Origin of the sequence: Mesorhizobium sp. M0910, assembly GCF_040319465.1 — a bacterium.
Lineage (GTDB): Bacteria > Pseudomonadota > Alphaproteobacteria > Rhizobiales > Rhizobiaceae > Mesorhizobium.
This window is the reverse complement of record NZ_JAMYNZ010000012.1, coordinates 134711-155270: the sequence shown is the minus strand read 5'-3', so window position 1 is coordinate 155270 and position 20560 is coordinate 134711. Positions and strand designations below refer to the sequence as shown.

The window sequence follows — 20560 nt, the reverse complement described above, 5'->3', positions numbered from 1 at the left end:
TATATAGCTCGTGCGCTGCTGCAGAAGAGCAGGAAATGTAGGCGGACGCCGTCGGCGCCTTAGGTCTCGCGTGGGGACAATCGCATCAGTGGGCGTCGACCAAGCCAGATGAAAAATGAGGATGCTCAATGAAAATCAATCGCATATCGGTCTACGAGGTCGTAGCGCCATTTCCTCAGGGCTACAGTCTGTCGCGGGGCAGAACTTGGACGTCCTTTGACAACACGATGGTTAAGATCGAGACTGATACAGGCCTTGTGGGCTGGGGTGAAGTCCAGACGGTCGGGGCAAATTACTTGCCCGCGTTTGCTAAGGGTGCGGTTGCTGCGATCGGTGTGCTTGCTCCGCATCTGATTGGCCAGAATCCACTTCAGCTCGATCGCATTAATCATCTGATGGATAACACTCTTTACGGCCACCCATATGCCAAGTCGCCACTCGATATGGCTTGCTGGGACATTCTCGGTAAGGCCACAGGGATGCCGCTTTGCGAGCTCCTGGGCGGAAGGTTCGATGGAGGCCTTGACCTGATGGCGTGTCCATATTTCGGCACACAGGAAGAAATGTTGGCTCTGACGGAAGAGCTTCGGGCGCAGGGTTACCGGCGGCTTTCCGTGAAACTGGGCGGCGACGTAGCTGAGGACGTCGCCAGACTGCGTGGCATCCTCAAACTGGCAAAGCCGGGCGAAGAGTACTATGCGGACTGCAATCGCGGTTGGACGCGTGATCAAGCACTTCGTGTGCTTCGCCAGATCCGAGACCTCGATGTCTATATCGAGCAGCCGTGCGCAACGTATGAAGAATGCCTCGCCGTCAGGCAGCGGACGGACCATCCGATAATTCTCGACGAGATTGTTGACTCGCCTGAAATGGTGATGAGGATCATCCGCGACGACGCCGCCGATCTGCTGAACATAAAAATTTCTCGCGTCGGGGGCCTGACGAAGGCACGTCGCGCCCGTGATATGTGCGTTACCGCAGGATTGCCCATGAGCCTCCAGGATGTGGGTGGAGGGGGTATTGTCCAAGCTGCAATTTTCCATTTTGCCCAGTCAGTGCCTCAGGAGCTTCGACACTCGGTGTTTGATCCATTGAGCGTGAATTTCGAACCTCTAACCGATGCGCCTATTTTGATCGAACGCGGAGAGGCCGTAACGGCGTCAGACAAGCCGGGCCTCGGCCAGGAGGTCTTGGAAGACCGCCTCGGGGATCCGGTTGCTGTGTACGGTGCGACGTAGGAATTCGCGCGGCGATCGCGCTCTGGGACGTTCAGCGTCCGACCAGCGCATTCTCAATATTGCGAATAACAGTGGGAAATTGTGATGCCTGCATTCACAACCGAAGAATATCGCGTCCGGGTCGCCGGCCTTCGGCGCAAAATGGCAGAGCGCGGAATGGACGCGCTACTCGTTCTTGAAGAAGCCAACTTAAACTACCTGACTGGTTATGCTGGCTATTCAGCGTATGTACCGCAGGCCGCTTTGGTTCTGCAGGACGATGAGGATCCGTGGCTCATAATGCGGGAGTTGGACATTCACGGCGCTTCTGTCGAGGCATACCTGCCAGAATCGCGAATTCTCAGCTATGCGGAAAAGTTCATCGGTTCGAAGACACTGTCCGCATGGCAGCCTATTGGGGAGTATGTCCGAGAACGTGTTAAATCCAGCCGCATCGGGCTTGAGTTTTCGGGCGGGATGAGCCGAACGCTGGGCGTGAAAGACTACGCTGTTCTAAGCAAGACCTTGGGCGTGGATGAGTTCATCGATGCGGACGGATTGGTCTCCAGCTTTAAAGCGATCAAATCGCCGGCTGAAATAAAATATATGGAGCAGGCTGGCAAAATCGCTGACCGGGCGATGCTGGAGGCTAAGAAACTCATCGCAGTGGGAGTCCGCGAATGTGATGTAGCGGCAGCAGTTCAGCATGCGCTTACAAGTGGAACGCCTGAGATACCAGGCGGCCATGGTCCCATCTCAATGCCGAACATGGCCATCGGCTGGCCCGCAAATATGTGCCACAGCAAATGGGGCGATGGCGCCTATAAGATGAACACCCAAACCAATTTTGAGATAGGCGCCTTCCGTCATCGATACGTCGCTGCTGTGTCTCGCAGCATCTTTTTAGGTGAGCCGACAGCTCGATCGCGCCACGTCCATCAAGCGTGTTTTGACGGATGGCACGCTGCCTTTGAAACATTGCGGCCGGGTGTAAAAAGCACCGATGTAGAGCAAGCTTTTCGCCGCGCCTTCGGACCCTATGGTGTCCGTAAAGAATCTCGGATGGGCTACTCGATAGGCCTCGACTGGGTGGACGGCGGACCGAGCTTTCTTGAAGGCGATGAGACCGAAATCCAGGAGAATATGACCTTTCACATGCTGATTGGGATTTGGGAGAAAACGGACGGCTACATCTTCAGCGAGACAGTTCATGTGGGCAAGGACGGCGCGAGATCGTTCAGTACCCTCGCGCGAGACATGTTCGTCAAACAGTAAACATTGCGATAGATCGATGGCCCCGCAGGACCTGCAATGGCAAACCAGAGGCGAACCGCCGTTGCAACAGGCTCGACGTCAACAGTCAGGCAGTATTGCCGCATAGGATGCGCACCAGGTGAGATTGTCACCGGGGTTGACTGTCGGCAGCCTGCTCCGCGAGGGAGCTGCGGAATAAGGGAGATTGGACATGAAGGCAATGATAATTGGGTTTGTGGCCGGCGTCGCACTTAGCGCGATGGCTGCCTTTACGGCAGCAGCCGGTCCCCTGAAAGACCGCATCGCTTCGGGCGAGCCTATTCGCATTGGTTACTCTAATGAAATGCCCTCCGCGTATACGGCGGAGGACGGTAAGCCAACGGGTTGGGTCAACGACATCACGCTCGCCGTGCTCAAGAAGATGGGCTATGAAAAAATCGAGCCGGTGGAGACAGAGTGGGGCGGCCTCATACCGGGTTTGAATGCGGGGCGTTTCAACATCATTACTGGCGGCATGTTCATCCTGTCGCCGCGTTGCGAGAACGTCACGTTTTCCGACCCAATCTATCGGATGGGAGACGCTTTCCTGGTTCCCGCAGGCAACCCAAAGGGCCTCTTCAACTATGAAAACGTTCGCGATACCGGCGCCATGATGGTCACCGGAGCTGGCTATGCCAACATCGCGAACGCAAAGGCGTCAGGCGTAGACGCGGCGAAGATCATGGAGGTGCCAGGACCCACCGAAATCCTAGCTGCTATGCAGGCCGGGCGCGCAGATGTTGGGGCGGGTACACCAGTTATGGTGAAACAGTTGGCCGATAGCAGCGGAGGGAAACTTGAGGCGATCGATTCCGCTGCGATGCCGAAAAACACGTTCAACTGGGGCGCCCTTGCGTTCACTAAGGCGGATCAAGTTTTTGTAGACGAGTTTAACAAGGCCCTGAAGGAATATTTGGGCTCGGAGCAGATGCTGTCGGCGGTCTCGAAATACGGCTACAACAAGGACCAGCTGCCCGGCGATGCAAAGACCGAATGGATCTGCGCTAACCGTTAGGTGGTAGAGTGGCGGGCCAGCTTCGCCAGCCCGCCTCTTTTGGGTTTTGCATTCCAGGCAAACCTGAGGAAAGATCTGAGCGGCATGTCCTATTTCGAATTCCTCGCGAAATATGGGGACAGGATTCTCAACGGCACGCTGGTTACCATAGTGCTGACCATCCTCGCTGCGGTTTTAGCAATCGCGATCGCAGTCGCGGCCGGGCTGATGCGAATATCGCCAAATCCGCTGGTCCGTGGCACGGCCACTATCTACATAGAGATATTCCGCGGCACCTCGCTCCTTGTTCAGCTCTATTGGATTTTCTTTGTGCTGCCGCTCTTCGGCATCACCCTCGAGAAATTCACCGCCGGCTTCGTTGCTGTCGGCATGAACCTCGGAGCCTACGGGTCAGAGGTAGTGCGCAGCGCGATCCTTTCTGTTCCGCGCGGTCAGTGGGAGGCGGCGCTGGCGCTTAACATGTCCACGGCCAAGCGCATGCAACGCGTGATCCTGCCGCAAGCGTTACTGATCATGCTGCCACCTTCGGGCAATCTTCTCATCGAGCTTCTGAAAGGCACTGCGCTGGTCGCGCTCATCACCGTCGCTGATTTGACATTCCAGGTCAAGCAGATCAACACCACAACCTACCTATCAGCCCAGAGCTTCGGTACCGCGCTAATCGTCTACTACATCATTGCGCGCTTCATGATCACTCCTTCCGTGCGATGGCTGGAGGGCTTCATGATGCGCAAGACGGGGAGGGCGTGAGGCAGTGTTCGACTGGCGATGGGACTTTACCTGGGAAATTCTGCCACGCCTTCTCTCAGCCACCGGTAGCACCGTCATAGCGGCCGGGCTTGGCTACGCGATCGCCGTCGTCGTCGGTCTCGTGTTGGCGCTCGCACAGAGCACTCCCTACCGGGCGCTTTCAAAGATCGTGCGAGAAACCGTCGAGTTTATCCGCTCGACGCCACTGGTCCTACAGATCTTCTTCGTCTTCTATGTGGGACCACAATTCGGGGTAACGCTCTCGCCTTGGACGGCGGGCATGATCGCGATCGGACTGCAATACGCATCCTATTTGTCGGAGGTTTTCCGCGGAGGATTGGACAGCGTGCCAAAGGGCCAGTGGGAAGCCGCTAGCTCGCTCAACCTGTCGACAAGGCATACTTATTGGCGAATCATCATTCCACAGGCCCTGCCTCCCTCCCTGGCTGGCATGGGCAATTACCTTGTCGGGATTTTTAAAGACACGCCCGTGCTGTCCGTGATCGGGGTAGCCGAACTTATGCAAACGGCGAACGCTATCGGCTCGGAAACGTATCGCTTTGTCGAACCTTATACGCTGGTGGGACTAATCTTCCTCGCGATCTCCTTGCCCACGGCTGCTGGGGGCCGTGTGTTCGAGTCCTGGTTCGCCGGAAACTGGAATTGTACCGATGACGAATGAAGATCTTTCCGGCTTCCCCCTGGTGCTCGAGGGGCCAAATGTGCCGATGGTGAGCTTTAAAAAGGTCACTAAACGTTACAACGAACTTGCTGTTCTCGACTGCCTCGACCTGGACGTATTTCAGGGCGAGATGGTCACCATCATCGGTCCGTCCGGCTCGGGTAAAACGACCGTGCTGAGGATACTGATGACGCTTGAGACGATCAATGGTGGCGTCATTTATGTCAACGGCAAGCCGCTCACGCACATGCCGCAGGGCGACAGGTTAGTCCGCGCCAACAGCCGCCACCTGCGCCAGATGCGATCCAACATCGGCATGTGCTTTCAGCACTTCAATCTCTTCCCGCATATGACCGCGTTGGAAAACTGCATGGAAGGCCCAGTCCACGTGCTCGGCATCTCCAGAAAAGAGGCGCGTGAGCGTTCGGAGGAGTTGCTCGACATGGTCGGCATCGCCGACAAGCGTGACCAGCATCCCTCGCGGCTTTCCGGCGGCCAGCAGCAGCGCCTGGCGATCGCCCGCGCGCTCGCCATGCGGCCTAAAGTGATGCTGTTCGACGAGGTAACATCGGCGCTCGACCCGGAAGTGATCGCGGAGGTTACCAACGTGATCCGCCGACTAGTATCCCAGCACCACCTCACAATGCTGATGGTTACCCACCAGATGGGCTTCGCCAAGGAGATTTCAGATCGGGTGTGTTTCTTTTTTCGTGGCCGGATCGAGGAGCAGGGAACCCCCGAAGAATTGTTCGGGAAGCCGAAGGAGGAGCGCACCCGGCAGTTCTTGAGTGCCGTCCGCGACGCGATTTGATAGAGGGACTCCGGCGTACCGGAAACGTGGGCAAAAGGCGCGCTTCTTCCTGAGCGCCGCGGAGGCTTCCTGCTTAAGTAAGTCGGCCTCTCCTCAATCGATATCCGGATCCCCAAGAAAAAAAGGTCCTGAGAAATGCGTGGTATCGAAGAATTTCGCGATCTTCAAAACGAAGCAACTGAATGGCGTCGGTATCTACACCGCACTCCTGAGCTCGAATACGGGCTCCACAACATCGCGAGATTTGTGGCAGATAAGCTGGCATCCTTCGGTGTCAATCACATCGAAACCGGCATAGCGGAAACGGGCGTTGTGGCGGTCATCCATGGAACTGGAGGAGACGGCCCGACGATCGGCTTGCGTGCAGACATGGATGCTCTGCCCATCGTCGAAGTATCCAACAAGCCCTGGAGTTCCGAGAACGCTGGAAAGATGCATGCTTGTGGTCACGACGGTCATACTGCCATGCTGTTGGGAGCAGCAAAACACCTCGCCAGCACGCGGAGCTTCAAAGGCACTGCGGTCCTGATCTTCCAGCCGGCCGAAGAAGCCGGTCGTGGCGCCGAAAGAATGGTGCAAGAGGGGCTCATGGAGCGCTTCAGAATTTCGCAGGTTTTCGGCATGCACAATATGCCGGGAATTGATATTGGGAAGTTCGGGATATGCGACGGCTCTATAATGGCAGCGCTCGACGAGTTCGACATCATCGTCAAGGGGAAGGGGGGTCATGCAGCCACGCCGCATCTCACTATTGATCCCATCGTCGTTGCAGCGCAAATCATCGTTGCCTTGCAGACCCTAGTTTCTCGCAACACTGACCCAACCGAGGCCCTCGTAATCTCGGTGACGAGAATCGATACGGGTCAAGCCTACAACATCATCTCAGACCAGATAGCGATCGGCGGAACGGTTCGGACGCTTTCCTCCGCCTTGAGAGATTTTGCCGAACGACAGGTAAGAATTTGCGCGGAAGGTATCGCGCGCGCTCTGGGGGCGGGGATCGAGTATAAACATCGTAGACTTGAGCCGCTCACGTTCAATCACACCGTTGAAACCAATCAGGCGATCGATGCTGCCCGAAGCCTCGTCGGCGACGATGCTGTAAACGATAAGATCAAGCCGATCTTGGGCTCTGAGGACTTCGCGTACATGCTCCAAGCTCGGCCGGGAGCTTTCATTTTCCTGGGCAACGGGCCGAGCGCTGATCTGCATCATCCCGCGTATGATTTTGACGACGAGGCTCTGCCTTATGGTATCGGCTACTGGATAAATTTAGTCGAGAAAAGCTTGGCTATTTGACCGGTAGAGAGTCGCATGAGCGGCTGCCGCGGGGCTGGAACTCCGTCGAGTTCATCAGCGCTCGTTATGAGCGGCGCTCCGTGTTGATCACCGCAAAGCAGCCCTTCGACGAGTGGAACAAGTCTTTCCCGACCTACTTACTCGTGCTCGGATAATGCGCGACGCAGCAGGCAGCAGACTTCCATGGCCATCACGCACTGCGGCAGCTTGGACGCAAAATCGATTACCGTCTGGCGGCGCATGCGTCGGCGCAGCACCACGGTGCCGGTCGCGTTCATACGACGCTGCAGATGTTCTTGCCCAGATCAATGCCCAGGATCACAATGTTCGTGGCTCGCTCCTTTCTTTCTCAGCACCAGCATCCTAGCCGATGCACACCAGGAGGGGCGGGCAATCCATATCCGAAATAGTTTTATTATAGGAATTTCGCCGACGGTCGTTGCGACTGTTCTTGGCACCTTGGCTGCGCTGGGGCTGAGCCAGAGCGAGTGGCGATATAGAAACATTGTATTCGCCGTTCTCATATCGCCGCTGGCAGTGCCAGCTATAGTGTCTGGCGTCGGACACTTTTATGTTTTCGCCAAGTTGAAGCTGGTCGGAACGTTCTCCGGCTTGATATTGGCGCATTCTGTGCTTGGTGCTCCATTTGTGGTTATCACCGTATACGCAACGTTAAAGGGCGGCGGGTTCAACCGGTCAACGCAACACCTTCTAATCTGTGAGGATGAGGAGGTGGCATATGGTGACGTCACGGATCTGGTTCACGACGGCGCAGAAGGCTGGGCTGTGGGAGCGCTGGAGGCAGGGGCAAAGCATCTCGGCGATCTCGCGGGCGCTGGAGCGGAGGAACAAGACCGGCGTCCAGCAGATCGTGGCTCTGCACTGGGGTATTGCTCCGCCACCGCGGCGCAGGGCGACGTCAGGGCTGAGGTTGGAAGAGCGCGAAGAGATCTCCCGCGGAATTGCGGCCGGTCGGTCGATCCGGAGTATTGCGCGAGGTCTTGGACGATCCCCATCGACGATATGCCGTGAGATCCGGCGCAACGGCGGTTCGCAGGCGTATCGTGCAACCCGGGCCGACAAGCATGCATGGGATCGAGCGTTGCGTCCAAAGCGGTGTCGCCTGGCATGCCATGGACAGCTACGATGGCGTGTGGCGCAGAAGCTGGCGCTGCAGTGGTCGCCGGAGCAGATTTCCGGCTGGCTGAGGCGGCAGTTCCCGAGCGATCAAAGCATGCGGATATCTCACGAAGCGATCTATCGCAGTCTCTTCATCCAGTCGCGAGGGGTGCTCAAGAAGGAGCTGACGGTGCATTTGCGCACCAAGCGGCAGATGCGTCAAGATCTCTGTTGAGGAAGCGCCTGAACGTGGCAGGCGGTGACGTCCCGGCAATCGCCTGCTGCGCCGGCTGGTCAGGCTGCGGCGGTGGTTCGGCAGGCTGTGGAGGGGCAGGTTGATTGATTGGCGGATGGTAGCCAGTGACAAGACTGCGGGTGCCGGCCGTTTGCCCCTGGCTTTCCTCGGCGCCGCCAACGCTCACGAACAGCCTGCAGACATCGCCGTTCGACGAGTGGTCAAAGCCGGCGCATCCCAAGCGCGCGGAGCAAAGGTTTCTGCAGGACCCCAACTGGACGCTGACCTTCGCACTGACGATCCCATTCAAGGAAGTATGCGGATAGTAGAAAAGATCCCCAACTGATTGCACATTCGCGGACCGAATTCCGGCAGATGGAACGACAGCAGCCGCAATTGCGCCGACCAATGCCAAGAGAAGTCCAACTATTCTGGAGCTAGAGCGCTGGCGGCGAATGCGGTTCTCGAACGTGTCAAACGGCTTCCAAAACTGACCCCGGATTGGAGTGGGCCCCTCGGGCCGGACAGAGTCAGGCCGCTGATTTGACCGTTTGCCGGGTGTGTTGATCCTCGAATTGCATTGGACTGAGATAGCCGAGTGCTGAGTGAAGCCGTCGGCGGTTGTAGACCTCCCCAAGGAAATGCGGAAGGTGTTCGATGACATCGGCGAACGTCTCGAAGGCCATTGGATAGACGGCCTCGACTTTGAGCGTCTTCATGAAGCTTTCCGCCTTTGCGTTGTCGTAGGGATTGCCGCGCCGGCCCATGGAACCGACCAGGCCGTGGGCGGCAAGGTGATCGCGATAGGCTGTCGCGGCATATTGGGCGGATTCAAGCGGTCGTCGCAACACCTGAGCGAAGGAGGTTGCGATGGTCATTCGAAAACGAAGATCACACCGTTCTGGACGAGCGCCGTTGCCGTCGCCGGGACGGCCGCCAGTGGCGGGGCGATTTGAACTCCAGCGATTCTGGTTGGGGATTGCGCAGGGAATGACCAGCGAGGATGCTGCGCTGACGGCTGGCATGTCGCAGCCTGTCGGAACCAGATTGTTTCGAGAGGCAGGCGGCATGCCACCAGCGATGTTCAGTTCCTCGGCCAGACCGCCGTCCGGGCGGTACCTCTCGTTTGCGGAACGCGAGGAGATCGCACTTCTTCGCGTTCAGGGCCTTTCGAGACGCGAGATCGGACTCCGACTTGGCCGATCCGCCTCGACCATCTCCCGCGAGCTACGACGCAATGCCGCGACGCGCAGCGGCGGCCTGGAGTATCGTGCATCGACAGCCCAATGGCACGCCGAGCGATCGGCCCGTCGGCCCAAACCGACCAAGCTTGCGCTCAACACGACCTTGCGCACTTATGTGGAGCAGCGACTGGCCGGCGTCGTCATGACCCCGAGCGGCGCCGCCGTTCCTGGTCCCGCCGTTCCGTGGAAGGGCCGCCGGCATGGCCCGCGAAAGGATCGGCGCTGGGCCAGGGCCTGGAGCCCGGAGCAGATTGCCCGACGCTTGCCGATCGACTTCCCGGACGACAAGACGATGCGCATCAGCCACGAAGCCATCTATCAAGCCCTCTTCGTTCAGGGTCGGGGAGCGCTACGCCGCGAACTGTCGGCCTGCTTGCGAACGGGGCGCGTGCTGCGGGTCCCCAGGGCGCGCGTACTCAGGCGAGGCAAGGTCTCGCCGGAGATCATGATCAGTCAACGCCCCGCCGAAGCGGCCGATCGCGCGGTGCCGGGTCACTGGGAGGGAGACCTCATCCTTGGTCTTGGCAGCTCGGCGATCGGCACGCTGGTTGAACGTACGACGCGCTTCACGATGCTACTCCATCTTCCCCGGCTTGCGGGGCATGGCGAAGCTCCGCGCATGAAAAATGGACCCGCTCTCGCGGGACACGGGGCCGAAGCCGTGCGGGACGCAATTACGCGGACCATCATCACCTTGCCCGAAGAACTGCGCCGTTCGCTGACTTGGGATCAGGGAGCCGAAATGGCTCAGCACGATCGTCTCAAGATCGACGCGGGCGTCCAAGTCTACTTCTGCGAGCCGCAAAGCCCATGGCAGCGGGGCACCAACGAGAACACCAATGGGCTGCTACGTCAGTACTTCCCGAAAGGCACCGACCTGAGCATCCATAGCACCGACGAGATCGCCGCCGTGGCTGCGGCCTTAATGCCAGACCGAGAAAGACCCTGGGCTGGAAAACGCCCGCAGAGGCGCTTGACGAGTTGCTGTCGTGAGTGAACACAATCGGTGTTGCGACGATCGCTTGAATCCGCCTTGTGATCCGCGATCAGAATGATGCACGCAGCCGGGTGGTGGTTTGCGTCCTTCGACTGCGGCGGTCAAAGCCGCTAGCGTCAGCCGCGCGTCGATCGAGCGGCTGATGGCGTATCCGACAACCCGCCGCGACCAGGCATCGAGGACAACGGCAACATAGGCAAAGCCACCGACGACGGTGACGTATGTGATATCGGCCACCCAGAGTTGGCTCGGCCCATCGAGGATGATGTCCTGGGCGAGGTTCGGGAAGATTGGCTGATTGTGATCGCTGTCTGTGGTCAGCGTGAATCGGCGGCGCATTCTCGGCTGAAGGTCATGCTCGCGCATCAGGCGGCGGATCTTCTTGTGATTGACGATCATGCCTTTTTGCCGAAGAGCGGCACGGACACGACGCCAGCCATAGTGCTCGAATTCGTCGCAGATGGCTGCGATCGCTTCGACGATCGCGGTGTCGTCGGCCGCGCTGCGCGGCTGGTCATAGAAGGTCGTGCGCGAGAGGCCCATCAGCCGGCATCCCTCGGCGACGGAGAGACCATGGGACCGGTGGTCGCGGATGTAGGCCCGTTTCTCTGCCGCGGTCGTGCATGCAGAGCCCCCTTTAGAAACTCCAGTTCCAGAGCCTGCTTGCCGACTAGCCGTTCGAGCGCGGCAATGCGCGCCTCATAGGCCTGGAGAAGATCGGCCGCTGCGGCATCCTCATCGAGAGCGCCCGCCTGAAACTTCTCGACCCAAATCCGGATCAGATTGCGGGAGATGTCGTGCCGCTTCGAGAGGGCATGCAGGGTCTCGCCGCCGAAATACTCCTGCGAAACCTGCCGCTTGAAATCGACGCTGTGGGTTCGGTGCTTTGCCATGGGCCTTCATCCTCTGAAAGCCCGGCTGCCCGGTCAATTACCGAAAACCATTCTGTCCGGCCCGAGGGGCCCACTCCAGATCGGCGTCCAATCTTGCACACGATGACGTAATTGCTGCCGTCGCTCCTTTGAACGAAGATTCGGCTGACGGCAAAAGCCGCCGACGATTGAGATCGAGGAGGCCGCAGTGAAGCAATATGTCGGATTGGATGTGTCGCAGCGAGAGACCAGTGTTTGCGTCGTCGATGATGCTGGAAGGTCTGTCTTCCAAGGAAAAGTGAAGTCCGATCCGGGAGCACTGACCGAGTTGCTCCGCAAACGCGCACCTCACGCCGAGCGCATCGGATTCGAGACGGGCGCCATGTCCAGCTGGCTCTGGCATGAGCTTAAACGGGTCGGAATGCCGGTTGTCTGCATTGATGCTCGACATGCGAAGGCGGCACTTTCTGTTCGAATGAACAAAAGTGATGAGAACGATGCCCGCGGCCTGGCCGAGCTGGTTCGCGTCGGCTGGTATCGGGAGGTCAAGGTCAAAAGCACAGAGAGCCAGGCAACCCGATCCCTCCTGGTGGCGCGATCGCGACTTATCGCCATCCGCCGCGATCTCGAGAACCAAGTCCGGTCAATGCTGAAAGAGTACGGGCTTGCAGTTCAGTCGCTCAATCGGTGCGTTTCGGCGAAAGGTCGGTGGCGTTGGTTGTCGACGGGCATCAGCTTCGATCCGTGATCGAGCCGCTTCTGACCGTCCATGAACAGGCCTGCAGGGAACAGGAAAAGCTGGACCGGCAGGTATACGACGCCTTGCTCGTGAGGATGACACCACGCGCCGGCTTATGACGGTTCCTGGCGTCGGTGCAACAACTTCATAATGCCCGCTATCAGTCGGGCGAGACGATTATCCGTTACCGATTTCATCCCCGTTACGGGGAAACGGTTGCTGTTGCCGGACGCAATCGCCATGGTGACGAGGTCGCTCTGATCATCCGCAAGCCTGACGGCACGTTGGTGCAGTTGCCAATCTGGATGACGGAAGATCGGGCGGAAGCGATGATGTTGACGGAGCGTCCCCGTCTGCCACTGACGTATCTGCGTGAACTTCGTCTGGAGCTCGATGCCTGTCTAAGCTTGCTGCGCGACGATTCCCGTCGCGAAGGAGGAGACAAGCATGAAGCATCGTCAATCCTGTTACCGCCAATTGGATCTCTTCGTGCGCAAGCCCCCACCGGTGCCGATAGCAACGCCCGAACGGACGAAGCTGGTGCCACTGGTAAGCGCGCTGCTGTCGGAAGCACTGAGCGTCGCCGCAGCGACGGAGGCCGGCGATGAAGATCACGTCTGACCACCTAGCGCGCGGCGCCTTCATCTACATCCGCCAATCGACCGTCGACCAGCTTGCCAACAATCATGAGAGCCGGCGGCGTCAATATGGCCTTGCCGAGCGCGCCCGTGCTCTTGGCTGGACGGATGTGACAGTCATCGATGACGACCTTGGCCGCTCGGGTTCGGGCGTCAGTCGTCCGGGCTTCGAGAAGCTGCTGTCAGCGATCTGTGAAGGCCGTGTCGGTGCTGTGTTCGCAATCGAAGTGTCGCGCTTGGCGCGCAACGGACGCGACTGGCACACGCTGATCGAATTTTGCGGCCTGGTTGGCGCGGTAATCGTCGATGAGGATGGAATCTACGAACCCCACCATCCAAACGATCGGTTATTGCTGGGCATGAAAGGGACAATGAGCGAGCTCGAACTGTCGCTCCTGCGGGCCCGTTCGATGGAAGCCCTGAAGCAGAAGGCACGCCGGGGGGAGCTCTTCTTCACGGTCGCCGTCGGCTATGTGAAAATGGGGCCTGACAAGATCGAAATGGATCCCGACCTGCGCGAGGCGATTGGCTTGGTCTTCACCCGCTTTGCCGAAATGCAAAGCATCCGTCAGGTGTTCTTATCGCTTCGCAGTGACCAGATCGCGCTTCCGTACATCAACCCCAGGATCTCGGGACAGCAGCAGGTGCTGTGGAAGCTTCCGGTCTACACGACGGTGAGCAACCTTCTCACCAATCCTGTTTATGCCGGTGCTTACGCCTTTGGCCGAACCGGAAGTCGGACGATAATCGAGAATGGCCGCAAGCGAATCGTGCGCGGCCGACGCAAAGATCGCTCAGATTGGGCAGTCTTGCTCGTTGATCATCACGAAGGCTATTTGTCCTGGGCAGACTTTGAAAGGAACCAACGGCTGATCGCTGACAATGCCAACGGCAAGGGCATGATGGTGCGCGGGCCGGTGCGCAAGGGCGAGGCTTTGCTCGCCGGTCTATTGCGCTGCGGTCAATGCGGCCGCCGGCTGCTTGTTGGCTATAATGGCGCCAAGGGTGATGTCGGCCGCTATAAGTGTGATGCGACCCGGAGCAATCCGGAAGGTGATCCCTGTATCTCGTTTGGCGCATTACGGGTCGACGAGGCGGTGGGAGCCGAGATCGTGCGGTTGCTGCAGCCGCTCGGCGTTGAAGCGGCCATCCAGGCGATCGCGCAGCGCGAGCATCAGTCTGGCGAAAAACAGCGCCAGATCGAGTTGGCGCTCGAACAGGCGCGATATGAGGCCACCAGGGCGCGCCGACAGTATGACACGGTCGACCCCGAGAATCGTCTGGTTGCTCACGAACTCGAGCGCCGGTGGAACGGCGCCCTCGCGGCCGTACGCGCACTCGAGGAAGAACTGGAGGCCCTGGTCCGACAGCGGCCGGCCGCTTTGAGCGCCGAGGAGCGCCAGCGCCTATTGCAAATGGGGGCCGAACTGGAGGCCGCCTGGCATCATCCGGCGGCCACTGCCGTCACGCGTAAGCGCATCATCCGGGTCGTGTTGCGCGAGGTCGTGGCACACGTCGAGGGTGACCAGATTCATTTGCTGTTGCATTGGCAGGGCGGCGATCATACCCGCCTGACGGTGAGAAAGAACCGGCGGGGTCAAACGCGGTGGTCGGTCGAGCCGGAGACTGTAGAGTTGATCCGCGCCTGCGCGCGACTGATGCCCGACAAGGCCATTGCCGGACTACTCAACCGGGCAGGAAAGCGAACATGTCGATCGAATGGATGGTCACAGTCGCGTGTGCGGGGCTTCCGCAACACGCACGGCATCGCGGTCTACAGGGATGGCGAATGGGCCGAGCGCGGCGAAGTCACGTTGACTGAAGCCGCCGGGATGCTCAATCTGAGCTCCGCGACGGTCCTTCGCCAGATTGCCGCCGGCATCATTCCCGCCGAGCAATATTGCAAAGGCGCACCTTGGGTTATCAAACGACGGGATATCGAACAGTCGCATCTGATCGAGCACGCCGACACGTGCCCCAACGGGCCGCCTTCATCAAATCTGGATCAAAAGACCTTTGCCTTTCAATGACGTAGCGAGATGGGGTTATGATGTGGGACCAGGCGTCGTGACGGCGTTGACCTACCGCCACACGATCGATGATCCTTCGTGCTTTTCCTCGGCCAGTGACGTCGGCGCCTACCTTGGTCTGACACCGCGGCGAAAACAATCTGGGGAAACAGATGTCAACGGCCGTGTCTCACGCTGGGGAGATCGGCTGTTGCGGACCTATTTATACGAAGCGGCCAGCGTCCTCATGCACCGGAAAAAGGAATGGTCGACGCTGAAGGCGTGGGGCGTTCGCCTGTCGAAGCGGATCGGCATGAAAAAGGCGAAAGTGGCGGTTGCTCGCAAGATCGCGGTTCTGCTCCACTGCCTCTGGGTTGACGGCACCAGCTTTGAGTGGGGCGGCGAAAAGATGGCGTGACAGATCCGCGCTCGATCCCAATCGCGGGTCCGCTTCCGAAACCCGTGATGTCCCCGCCGGGACCGTGGTTGTGGTGACCTCGTTGAATCGGCTGACGTCGACTTCGAACTTCGTTGCACACGTTGAGGCGCCCAACCCGAACATCATCATGAGGCATTCGACCTCGGAAAGGACCATGACCCCGGCGATGACAGAGCGAAACTCGGATTGACAATCACCCGCAATTAAAGGGCCGATTCACACGCAGGGCAAAGGCAAGCGGCAAGCCCGTGCTGCTGCTGAAGCCAGGAAAGTCGGCTGAGGGAATGCAGGCTGCAATGTCCCACAGCGGCAGGATCACGGGGCGCCGCGACATCCAGCAGGTTAGACGATATCGATGACCTCTGGCTCCTGCCGAAATCGCCGCGCGCTTTGGAACATTGCGGGGCAAGGTCGGCGCAGTTTCATCGAGCGGCGGATTTACTGCGGTTGTTGCGGATGCGCTCAGGGATGCAAACGTGCAACTGTCGCAACTGTCCGAAGCAACTCGCCAGAAAATACGCGAGCAGGGCGCGCATCCAAGCCCGACCAATCCTGTTGACGCAGCCGCCCGGGGCGTTCCTGGTCTCGAGGCCGACGACGTGGCCTACTGCCTCAAGACCCTGGCATGCGATCAGGACGTCGGTGCGACGCTGTATGCCGAGACGCTCTTCCTGAACCCAGAAACGATCGTCGAAAAGTTGATCGACGTGGCCGCTACAAGCGGCAAGCCTCACATAACGGCGTGGCAAGCCGGCGTGGCTATGCATGGGGCCGTGGAGACACTCCGGGGCAACAACGTGATAGCCGACTTGGGCCAAGCTGTTCGCACGCTTTCGGTGCTCAGCAAGCATGCCGCAACACGAGAGGATGGCCCACTGAGCTCGAAACCGCCTGAAGATCAGGTACTTTCGACGTTGCCAGCCCGGCCCGTTTCCGACGAGCTGCTTTTCGAGGTGCTGTCTCGCTACAAGGTTCCTGTCGTCGATCAGCGCTTCGTCTTGACCGATGAGGCCGGAAGAGCATCCGAGGGATTTGTCTTTCCAGTCGTCCTGAAGGGACTGATCGAGAATTGCCTTCACAATCCAGAACTCGGTCTGGTTAAGCTCAAGCTGCCGAATTCTGCTGCAGTCGAATCGGCTGCGCGAGAGATGCTGAGCCGAAACCCCGAGATCCACGGTTTCCTTCTGCCGCGACAGATCTCCGGCGAGGAGTTCATCATTGGGATCAACAATGATCACGGGTTCGGGTCCGCGATCCTGCTCGCCAGGGGTGGAATCTACGCGGAAACCTCCGACAACATTGCATTGGAGGCTGTCCCCCTCAGCCGCGAAATCGCAGAACGGATGATCGACAAGGTGGACCCGAAGGGTATTCTCTCGGGCTACCGCGGGCGTCCCTTAATGGCGAAGGATAAACTGATCGACATGCTGTGTTCGGTATCCGCCCTTGCCGAGGCAAACGCCAAGCGGATCGCCGAGGCGGACCTCAACCCGGTGATCGTCACTGAGGATGCGGCCGTTGCGGTGGACGCGGTGATGGTCCTGCGCTGAGCCGTCTGGCTCCCGGGCTCGGGGTTGCCTCTCATCGCGAGGCAATGCCGAGCCGCATGCCTACGCTCGACGTGCACTCACGGCTTCCCACGCGGCCATGGCTTGGCGTCGATGGGTTCGAATTTGTGCTGCGGAGCGGTTGGCCTGGGATGGGACGAAAGATTTCGGGTTGTGTCGCAAAGTTTTTTCTGCGTCGTGAAGGTGGTCGAGACCGGCCGCTGTCATGCCGCCAGTATAGCGAACTGCTCGGCCAGGGAGGGATTTGGATTGAACGCGTATCTTGCCCGTCGCTTGCGCATCATGTGAAGCTGGCGGTGGCCGGCGACTTGAAGCCCAGCATCGGCCGCACACGGCGTTTGATGCGCCGGTGGTCCTGCTCGATCCTGTTGTTCAAGTATCGACTTTTCCTGATCGGATCGGTTCAGCCAGCGCCGGGAACGATCCTGCAATCGATTTGCCGCGTCGCAGGAAGTGATGGCTTCGTGATTGGTCTGGCTGCCGTCGATGACGATGCAATCGGGCCGGCCATGGCGGTCCAGGGCTTTCCTAAAGTAGCGCTTGGCCGCCAGCAGGTCGCGATGCGCGCTGATGCAGAAGTCGACCGTGTCGCCGACACCGTCGATGGCGCGGTAGAGAACGTCCACTCACCGCGAACCTTGATGTAGGTTTCGCCGACATGCCATTTGCCGGTGACGGCACGCTTGCGGCGGTTGAAAGCGTTCCAGCAACCGCGGCGCGAAATGAATGACCCAGCGATGGATCGTCGAATGATCGACGCCGATGCCGCGTTCGGCCATCATTTCTTTCAAGTCGCGCAGGCTCAGATTGTAGGCCAGATACCAGCGCACGCACAACAAGATGACGGACTGATCGAACTGAGGCCTTTGAACATCTCGAACCTCGCGAAAATTGACGCAAGGTTCCTCCCACGCGACCAGTTACCAAAACTTTGCAACACAGCCCCTTCCACTAGCCTGCCCCCCGAAATGAGCCGGACACTTCTGCCTCCGCCAGTTTCAGCAACTCCGCTCCGCCGGAGTGCATCTGCCGATTTGTCGTGTTTATGACAACATCAACCACCTGCCAGAACCAAGCCGTTCGCGTAACCTATTGAAATAACGAGGAAAGGAAGTTCAGATCTCATTTTTTGGCAATCGGCACGATTTTTGAAGACTGGAGAGGTCGCGGCAAGAAGTGTTGCCTAACTACCCAACGTGGTAGTGGCAAACTCATTTTGCGGTGCGTAACAGTGCGATGCAACATTGAAATTGTCTCGCTGATCTGCAGGTATCCCGATCGCACCGTCATCGGCGTCAGCTGCAGGGGTCAGCGGCCGAAGAGGCCATAAATGGTACTTGACATCCGAGCCCAACAGGTCGCCGGCGAGCACTATGATCTTGTCTTGATCGGCTCCGGCTTCGGTTCAGCCTTCTTCTTGCACGAGTTCTCCAGGAGAAGAAAAGCGCGCGTTCTCGTCCTCGAATGGGGGCGCCACAACACCCATGATTGGCAACTTGAGCACGGCTCAAACAGCAACGTCCAGGTTGACCGTACCTATTCCAGCAACTCCAGCAAGCCGTGGGTCTACACCATCGGCCTGGGGGGCGGAACGAACTGCTGGTTTGCGCAGACGCCGCGCTTTCATCCAAATGATTTCAGGCTGAAAAGCCTCTACGGGATCGGTCTCGATTGGCCGGTCAGCTATGACGATCTGGAGCCTTTTTACTGCACGGCCGAGGCGATCATGTCGATTTCCGGCGATCCCGACATGGCCGCGGTCATGCCGCGTTCGAGGCCTTTCCCTCAGCCGCCTCATCGCATGTCGGCGCCGGACCGGATGATGAAAGCGGCGCAGCCCGGCCAGCATTTCGTTATGCCGGCTGCGCGCGCACGCATCGCGACGGAACAGCGCTCCGCCTGCTGCGCCTCCTTCCGGTGCTGGCTGTGTCCAGTCGACGCGAAATTCACCGCCAATAACGGCTTCATGCATCTCTTCGAACCTCCCGATGTTGCGGTGTGCCTTAATTCAGAGGTGCGCCGGCTGGAGTACGCCGGCGGATCTGTTCAGTCGGTTACATTCGTGAATGAGGACAAGGGGTTTCGGGTCACGGCGGATCTGTTCGTCCTGGGGGCGAACGCCATTCAGAGTCCGGCGATAGTGCTGCGATCGGATCTCGACGGCGAGTGGGTAGGACGTGGATTGCACGAAGGCTTTGGTTGGAATTTCGAGGCCTATCTCGATGGGATCAACAATTTCGACGGCTCGACGATCACAACCGGGCTGAATTTCGGCCTGTACGACGGACCACACCGGTCGAACTACGCCGCCGCACTTGTCTATTTCGAGAACCAGTGGTCGTACGGGATGCGTCCCGAACCGGGACGGCTCCGGCAGACGCTGCCGCTGAGAGTCGTGACTGAAGACCTCCTCAAGCCGGAGAACCATGTCACGCTCGACGAGAACGAGAACGCCCACGTCGTTTACGCGGGGCCTTCCGATTATGCCGTGAAGGGCATGGCGCAGGCCAAGCAGCGGCTCGGTGAGCTGCTTCGGCCACTGCCGGTGCAGGAGATATTCGACCGAGGGCAAGCGAAAACCGAATCGCATGTTCAAGGGACGCTGCGAATGGGCAGGGATGTCACGGATTCTGTCGTCGACCGGAACATGATCCACCATAAACTGAGGAATCTCGTCGTCGTGGGTAGCAGCACCTATCCGAGTTGTTCGTGCGCCAATCCCAGCCTGACTGCTGCCGCCCTCTCTCTCAGGGCAGCGAGCCACATCGCGTGAGGAGGGATCCGGCATGATCACGATTTCGAGACGCGTAGTGCTTGGGCTTTTGGGGGCTGGAGTGGCCTCTATTGCTCTCGCTTACGCTTCGGTGCGCTCCTTCGCCCACGAGGACTTGGTCCGCATGGTACTTGAGCGCTATCTTGGGCCCCTGAACATGGCTGAGAACGAACTCCGGTCGTTCACCCAGGAGTTCCGCGCCCAGCGTCCGACGACCTTTCCGACCGAAAACTTAGCGGCCGTTTCCGCGCTTATGGAGAAGCTCAGGCTTGCATCCGCTGCCCGTCCCATCCTACCCGGCGACCGTGCGCAGCGGCTGGAGCATTTCGAGCGCTGGCTGCTCGCGGACTTCCACCTTTTGACTGACTATGCCTGGCGTCAATCACCAGGCGATCCCATCCGTTTCACGGGCCCGCAACCATGCGCGAACCCATTTGCGAATATATCGAAATAGCCAATAACCCACAGCAGAGCTGGGGGTTTGAAGGGTAACCGCCATAGGCGGTTGCAGTCCGCGACCTGGCCGCCCGTGAGCATAAAGGCGACGGGCCGCCACGGGCCGTCGGTCAGGGCGTGGATCTTAGTGGCGCGTCCGCCGCGTGATCGGCTGATCGGCCGGTCTCTCGCCAGTTACCTCATACCGCGTCAGATGGAGCTGACGCTTATCATAAACCTGCATCAACTTAACATTTCTCTATCAAAACATCACAAACCCAACGTACGTACACACGCGGCTGTTATCAACATATTCAAATACTTGGCAGGACAATCGCACTCCCGCTGCCGCGTTGACGAGAACATCTATAAAGTGATAGTCTTCTTCCAAAGGTTTGGTCATATACAGTTTGATCAGATGCAGT

The 20560-nt window shown here is 58.9% G+C and carries 18 protein-coding genes and 7 pseudogenes; 18 read left to right on the top strand and 7 right to left on the bottom strand.

Annotated elements, in window-relative coordinates:
* The first annotated feature begins 128 nt into the window (after positions 1–128).
* From NKH78_RS26170 to NKH78_RS26140, 7 genes are all read left to right on the top strand, one after another.
* Positions 129–1238: a mandelate racemase/muconate lactonizing enzyme family protein gene (locus tag NKH78_RS26170; RefSeq protein ID WP_352884694.1), complete on the top strand. Its 1110-nt coding sequence runs from the start codon at positions 129–131 to the stop codon at positions 1236–1238.
* Positions 1239–1322: 84 nt separating this feature from the next.
* A complete protein-coding gene (locus NKH78_RS26165) occupies positions 1323–2492 on the top strand; it encodes a M24 family metallopeptidase (protein WP_352884692.1) in 1170 nt (389 codons plus the stop codon).
* 190 nt (positions 2493–2682) lie between these two features.
* Entirely contained in the window at positions 2683–3525 is an 843-nt protein-coding gene (gene ehuB / locus NKH78_RS26160) for an ectoine/hydroxyectoine ABC transporter substrate-binding protein EhuB (protein ID WP_352884691.1), read from the top strand.
* A gap of 84 nt (positions 3526–3609) precedes the next feature.
* Positions 3610–4275: an ectoine/hydroxyectoine ABC transporter permease subunit EhuC gene (gene ehuC, locus NKH78_RS26155; protein ID WP_352884690.1), complete on the top strand. Its 666-nt coding sequence runs from the start codon at positions 3610–3612 to the stop codon at positions 4273–4275.
* Between the two features lie 4 nt (positions 4276–4279).
* Entirely contained in the window at positions 4280–4957 is a 678-nt protein-coding gene (gene ehuD, locus NKH78_RS26150) for an ectoine/hydroxyectoine ABC transporter permease subunit EhuD (RefSeq protein ID WP_352884688.1), read from the top strand.
* Positions 4947–5768, top strand: coding sequence for an ectoine/hydroxyectoine ABC transporter ATP-binding protein EhuA (gene ehuA / locus NKH78_RS26145; protein WP_352884686.1), 822 nt, complete (start codon positions 4947–4949; stop codon positions 5766–5768). Before ehuD ends, ehuA begins: the two co-directional genes overlap by 11 nt.
* A gap of 135 nt (positions 5769–5903) precedes the next feature.
* Positions 5904–7067 (top strand): M20 aminoacylase family protein, encoded by a 1164-nt coding sequence (locus NKH78_RS26140; protein ID WP_352884684.1) that lies wholly within the window; start codon positions 5904–5906, stop codon positions 7065–7067.
* A gap of 137 nt (positions 7068–7204) precedes the next feature.
* On the opposite strand, the gene NKH78_RS26135 is transcribed toward NKH78_RS26140, so the two are convergent.
* Positions 7205–7345 carry a hypothetical protein gene (locus NKH78_RS26135; protein ID WP_502899849.1) on the bottom strand — a complete coding sequence of 47 codons (141 nt, stop codon included), beginning with the start codon at positions 7343–7345 and terminating at the stop codon, positions 7205–7207.
* Between the two features lie 461 nt (positions 7346–7806).
* On the opposite strand from NKH78_RS26135, the pseudogene NKH78_RS26125 reads away from it, so the two are divergent.
* A pseudogene (locus NKH78_RS26125) lies at positions 7807–8406 on the top strand (transposase); the annotation flags it as partial.
* Here the strand turns inward: NKH78_RS26125 and NKH78_RS26120 are convergent.
* Both NKH78_RS26120 and NKH78_RS26115 read right to left on the bottom strand, forming a co-directional pair.
* Positions 8360–8773 carry a PAN domain-containing protein gene (locus NKH78_RS26120; RefSeq protein ID WP_352884708.1) on the bottom strand — a complete coding sequence of 138 codons (414 nt, stop codon included), beginning with the start codon at positions 8771–8773 and terminating at the stop codon, positions 8360–8362. The pseudogene NKH78_RS26125 and the gene NKH78_RS26120 overlap by 47 nt on opposite strands.
* 178 nt (positions 8774–8951) lie before the next feature.
* Positions 8952–9299 (bottom strand): integrase core domain-containing protein, encoded by a 348-nt coding sequence (locus NKH78_RS26115; RefSeq protein ID WP_352884682.1) that lies wholly within the window; start codon positions 9297–9299, stop codon positions 8952–8954.
* Between NKH78_RS26115 and NKH78_RS26110 the strand changes: the two are divergent.
* A pseudogene (locus NKH78_RS26110) lies at positions 9292–10658 on the top strand (IS30 family transposase). The gene NKH78_RS26115 and the pseudogene NKH78_RS26110 sit on opposite strands and share 8 nt — an antisense overlap.
* Here NKH78_RS26110 and NKH78_RS26105 read toward each other — a convergent pair.
* Complete coding sequence (locus NKH78_RS26105; protein ID WP_352884707.1) at positions 10588–11256, bottom strand: IS3 family transposase; 669 nt, start codon at positions 11254–11256, stop codon at positions 10588–10590. The pseudogene NKH78_RS26110 and the gene NKH78_RS26105 sit on opposite strands and share 71 nt — an antisense overlap.
* Positions 11205–11555, bottom strand: a complete 351-nt coding sequence (locus NKH78_RS26100) for a transposase (protein ID WP_352884680.1) — start codon at positions 11553–11555, stop codon at positions 11205–11207. The genes NKH78_RS26105 and NKH78_RS26100 overlap by 52 nt, the downstream gene beginning before the upstream one ends.
* A 187-nt stretch (positions 11556–11742) precedes the next feature.
* Here NKH78_RS26100 and NKH78_RS26095 point away from each other — a divergent pair.
* The 7 genes and pseudogenes from NKH78_RS26095 to NKH78_RS26070 form a co-directional block, all read left to right on the top strand.
* Positions 11743–12421: pseudogene (locus NKH78_RS26095) on the top strand (IS110 family RNA-guided transposase); the annotation flags it as partial.
* Positions 12408–12641: pseudogene (locus NKH78_RS32705) on the top strand (DUF5372 family protein); the annotation flags it as partial. The pseudogenes NKH78_RS26095 and NKH78_RS32705, both read left to right, overlap by 14 nt.
* A 79-nt stretch (positions 12642–12720) precedes the next feature.
* Complete coding sequence (locus tag NKH78_RS26090) at positions 12721–12894, top strand: hypothetical protein (protein ID WP_352884677.1); 174 nt, start codon at positions 12721–12723, stop codon at positions 12892–12894.
* Positions 12878–14941: a recombinase family protein gene (locus NKH78_RS26085; RefSeq protein WP_352884675.1), complete on the top strand. Its 2064-nt coding sequence runs from the start codon at positions 12878–12880 to the stop codon at positions 14939–14941. The genes NKH78_RS26090 and NKH78_RS26085 overlap by 17 nt, the downstream gene beginning before the upstream one ends.
* 25 nt (positions 14942–14966) lie before the next feature.
* A pseudogene (locus NKH78_RS26080) lies at positions 14967–15338 on the top strand (transposase); the annotation flags it as partial.
* A 206-nt stretch (positions 15339–15544) separates the two neighbouring features.
* Positions 15545–15718, top strand: a complete 174-nt coding sequence (locus tag NKH78_RS26075) for a hypothetical protein (RefSeq protein WP_352884705.1) — start codon at positions 15545–15547, stop codon at positions 15716–15718.
* Between the two features lie 39 nt (positions 15719–15757).
* Positions 15758–16909, top strand: coding sequence for an acetate--CoA ligase family protein (locus NKH78_RS26070; RefSeq protein WP_352884674.1), 1152 nt, complete (start codon positions 15758–15760; stop codon positions 16907–16909).
* A gap of 221 nt (positions 16910–17130) precedes the next feature.
* On the opposite strand, the pseudogene NKH78_RS26065 reads toward NKH78_RS26070, so the two are convergent.
* Positions 17131–17801, bottom strand: a pseudogene (locus tag NKH78_RS26065) (IS6 family transposase).
* A 456-nt stretch (positions 17802–18257) separates the two neighbouring features.
* On the opposite strand from NKH78_RS26065, the gene NKH78_RS26060 reads away from it, so the two are divergent.
* Together NKH78_RS26060 and NKH78_RS26055 are read left to right on the top strand one after the other, a co-directional pair.
* Positions 18258–19700 (top strand): GMC oxidoreductase, encoded by a 1443-nt coding sequence (locus NKH78_RS26060; protein ID WP_352884673.1) that lies wholly within the window; start codon positions 18258–18260, stop codon positions 19698–19700.
* Between the two features lie 13 nt (positions 19701–19713).
* Complete coding sequence (locus NKH78_RS26055) at positions 19714–20154, top strand: hypothetical protein (protein WP_352884671.1); 441 nt, start codon at positions 19714–19716, stop codon at positions 20152–20154.
* A 53-nt stretch (positions 20155–20207) separates the two neighbouring features.
* On the opposite strand, the pseudogene NKH78_RS26050 reads toward NKH78_RS26055, so the two are convergent.
* Positions 20208–20321: pseudogene (locus NKH78_RS26050) on the bottom strand (IS5/IS1182 family transposase); the annotation flags it as partial.
* Positions 20322–20560: the final 239 nt, after the last annotated feature.

Coding starts and splice junctions, on each gene's coding strand:
- NKH78_RS26140 (WP_352884684.1), top strand. CDS start 5,904: ATGCGTGGTATCGAAGAATTTCGCGATCTTCAAAACGAAGCAACTGAA.
- NKH78_RS26135 (WP_502899849.1), bottom strand. CDS start 7,345: ATGAACGCGACCGGCACCGTGGTGCTGCGCCGACGCATGCGCCGCCAG.
- ehuA (WP_352884686.1), top strand. CDS start 4,947: ATGACGAATGAAGATCTTTCCGGCTTCCCCCTGGTGCTCGAGGGGCCA.
- ehuC (WP_352884690.1), top strand. CDS start 3,610: ATGTCCTATTTCGAATTCCTCGCGAAATATGGGGACAGGATTCTCAAC.
- NKH78_RS26100 (WP_352884680.1), bottom strand. CDS start 11,555: ATGGCAAAGCACCGAACCCACAGCGTCGATTTCAAGCGGCAGGTTTCG.
- ehuB (WP_352884691.1), top strand. CDS start 2,683: ATGAAGGCAATGATAATTGGGTTTGTGGCCGGCGTCGCACTTAGCGCG.
- NKH78_RS26170 (WP_352884694.1), top strand. CDS start 129: ATGAAAATCAATCGCATATCGGTCTACGAGGTCGTAGCGCCATTTCCT.
- NKH78_RS26090 (WP_352884677.1), top strand. CDS start 12,721: ATGAAGCATCGTCAATCCTGTTACCGCCAATTGGATCTCTTCGTGCGC.
- NKH78_RS26085 (WP_352884675.1), top strand. CDS start 12,878: ATGAAGATCACGTCTGACCACCTAGCGCGCGGCGCCTTCATCTACATC.
- NKH78_RS26165 (WP_352884692.1), top strand. CDS start 1,323: ATGCCTGCATTCACAACCGAAGAATATCGCGTCCGGGTCGCCGGCCTT.
- NKH78_RS26060 (WP_352884673.1), top strand. CDS start 18,258: ATGGTACTTGACATCCGAGCCCAACAGGTCGCCGGCGAGCACTATGAT.
- NKH78_RS26115 (WP_352884682.1), bottom strand. CDS start 9,299: ATGACCATCGCAACCTCCTTCGCTCAGGTGTTGCGACGACCGCTTGAA.
- NKH78_RS26055 (WP_352884671.1), top strand. CDS start 19,714: ATGATCACGATTTCGAGACGCGTAGTGCTTGGGCTTTTGGGGGCTGGA.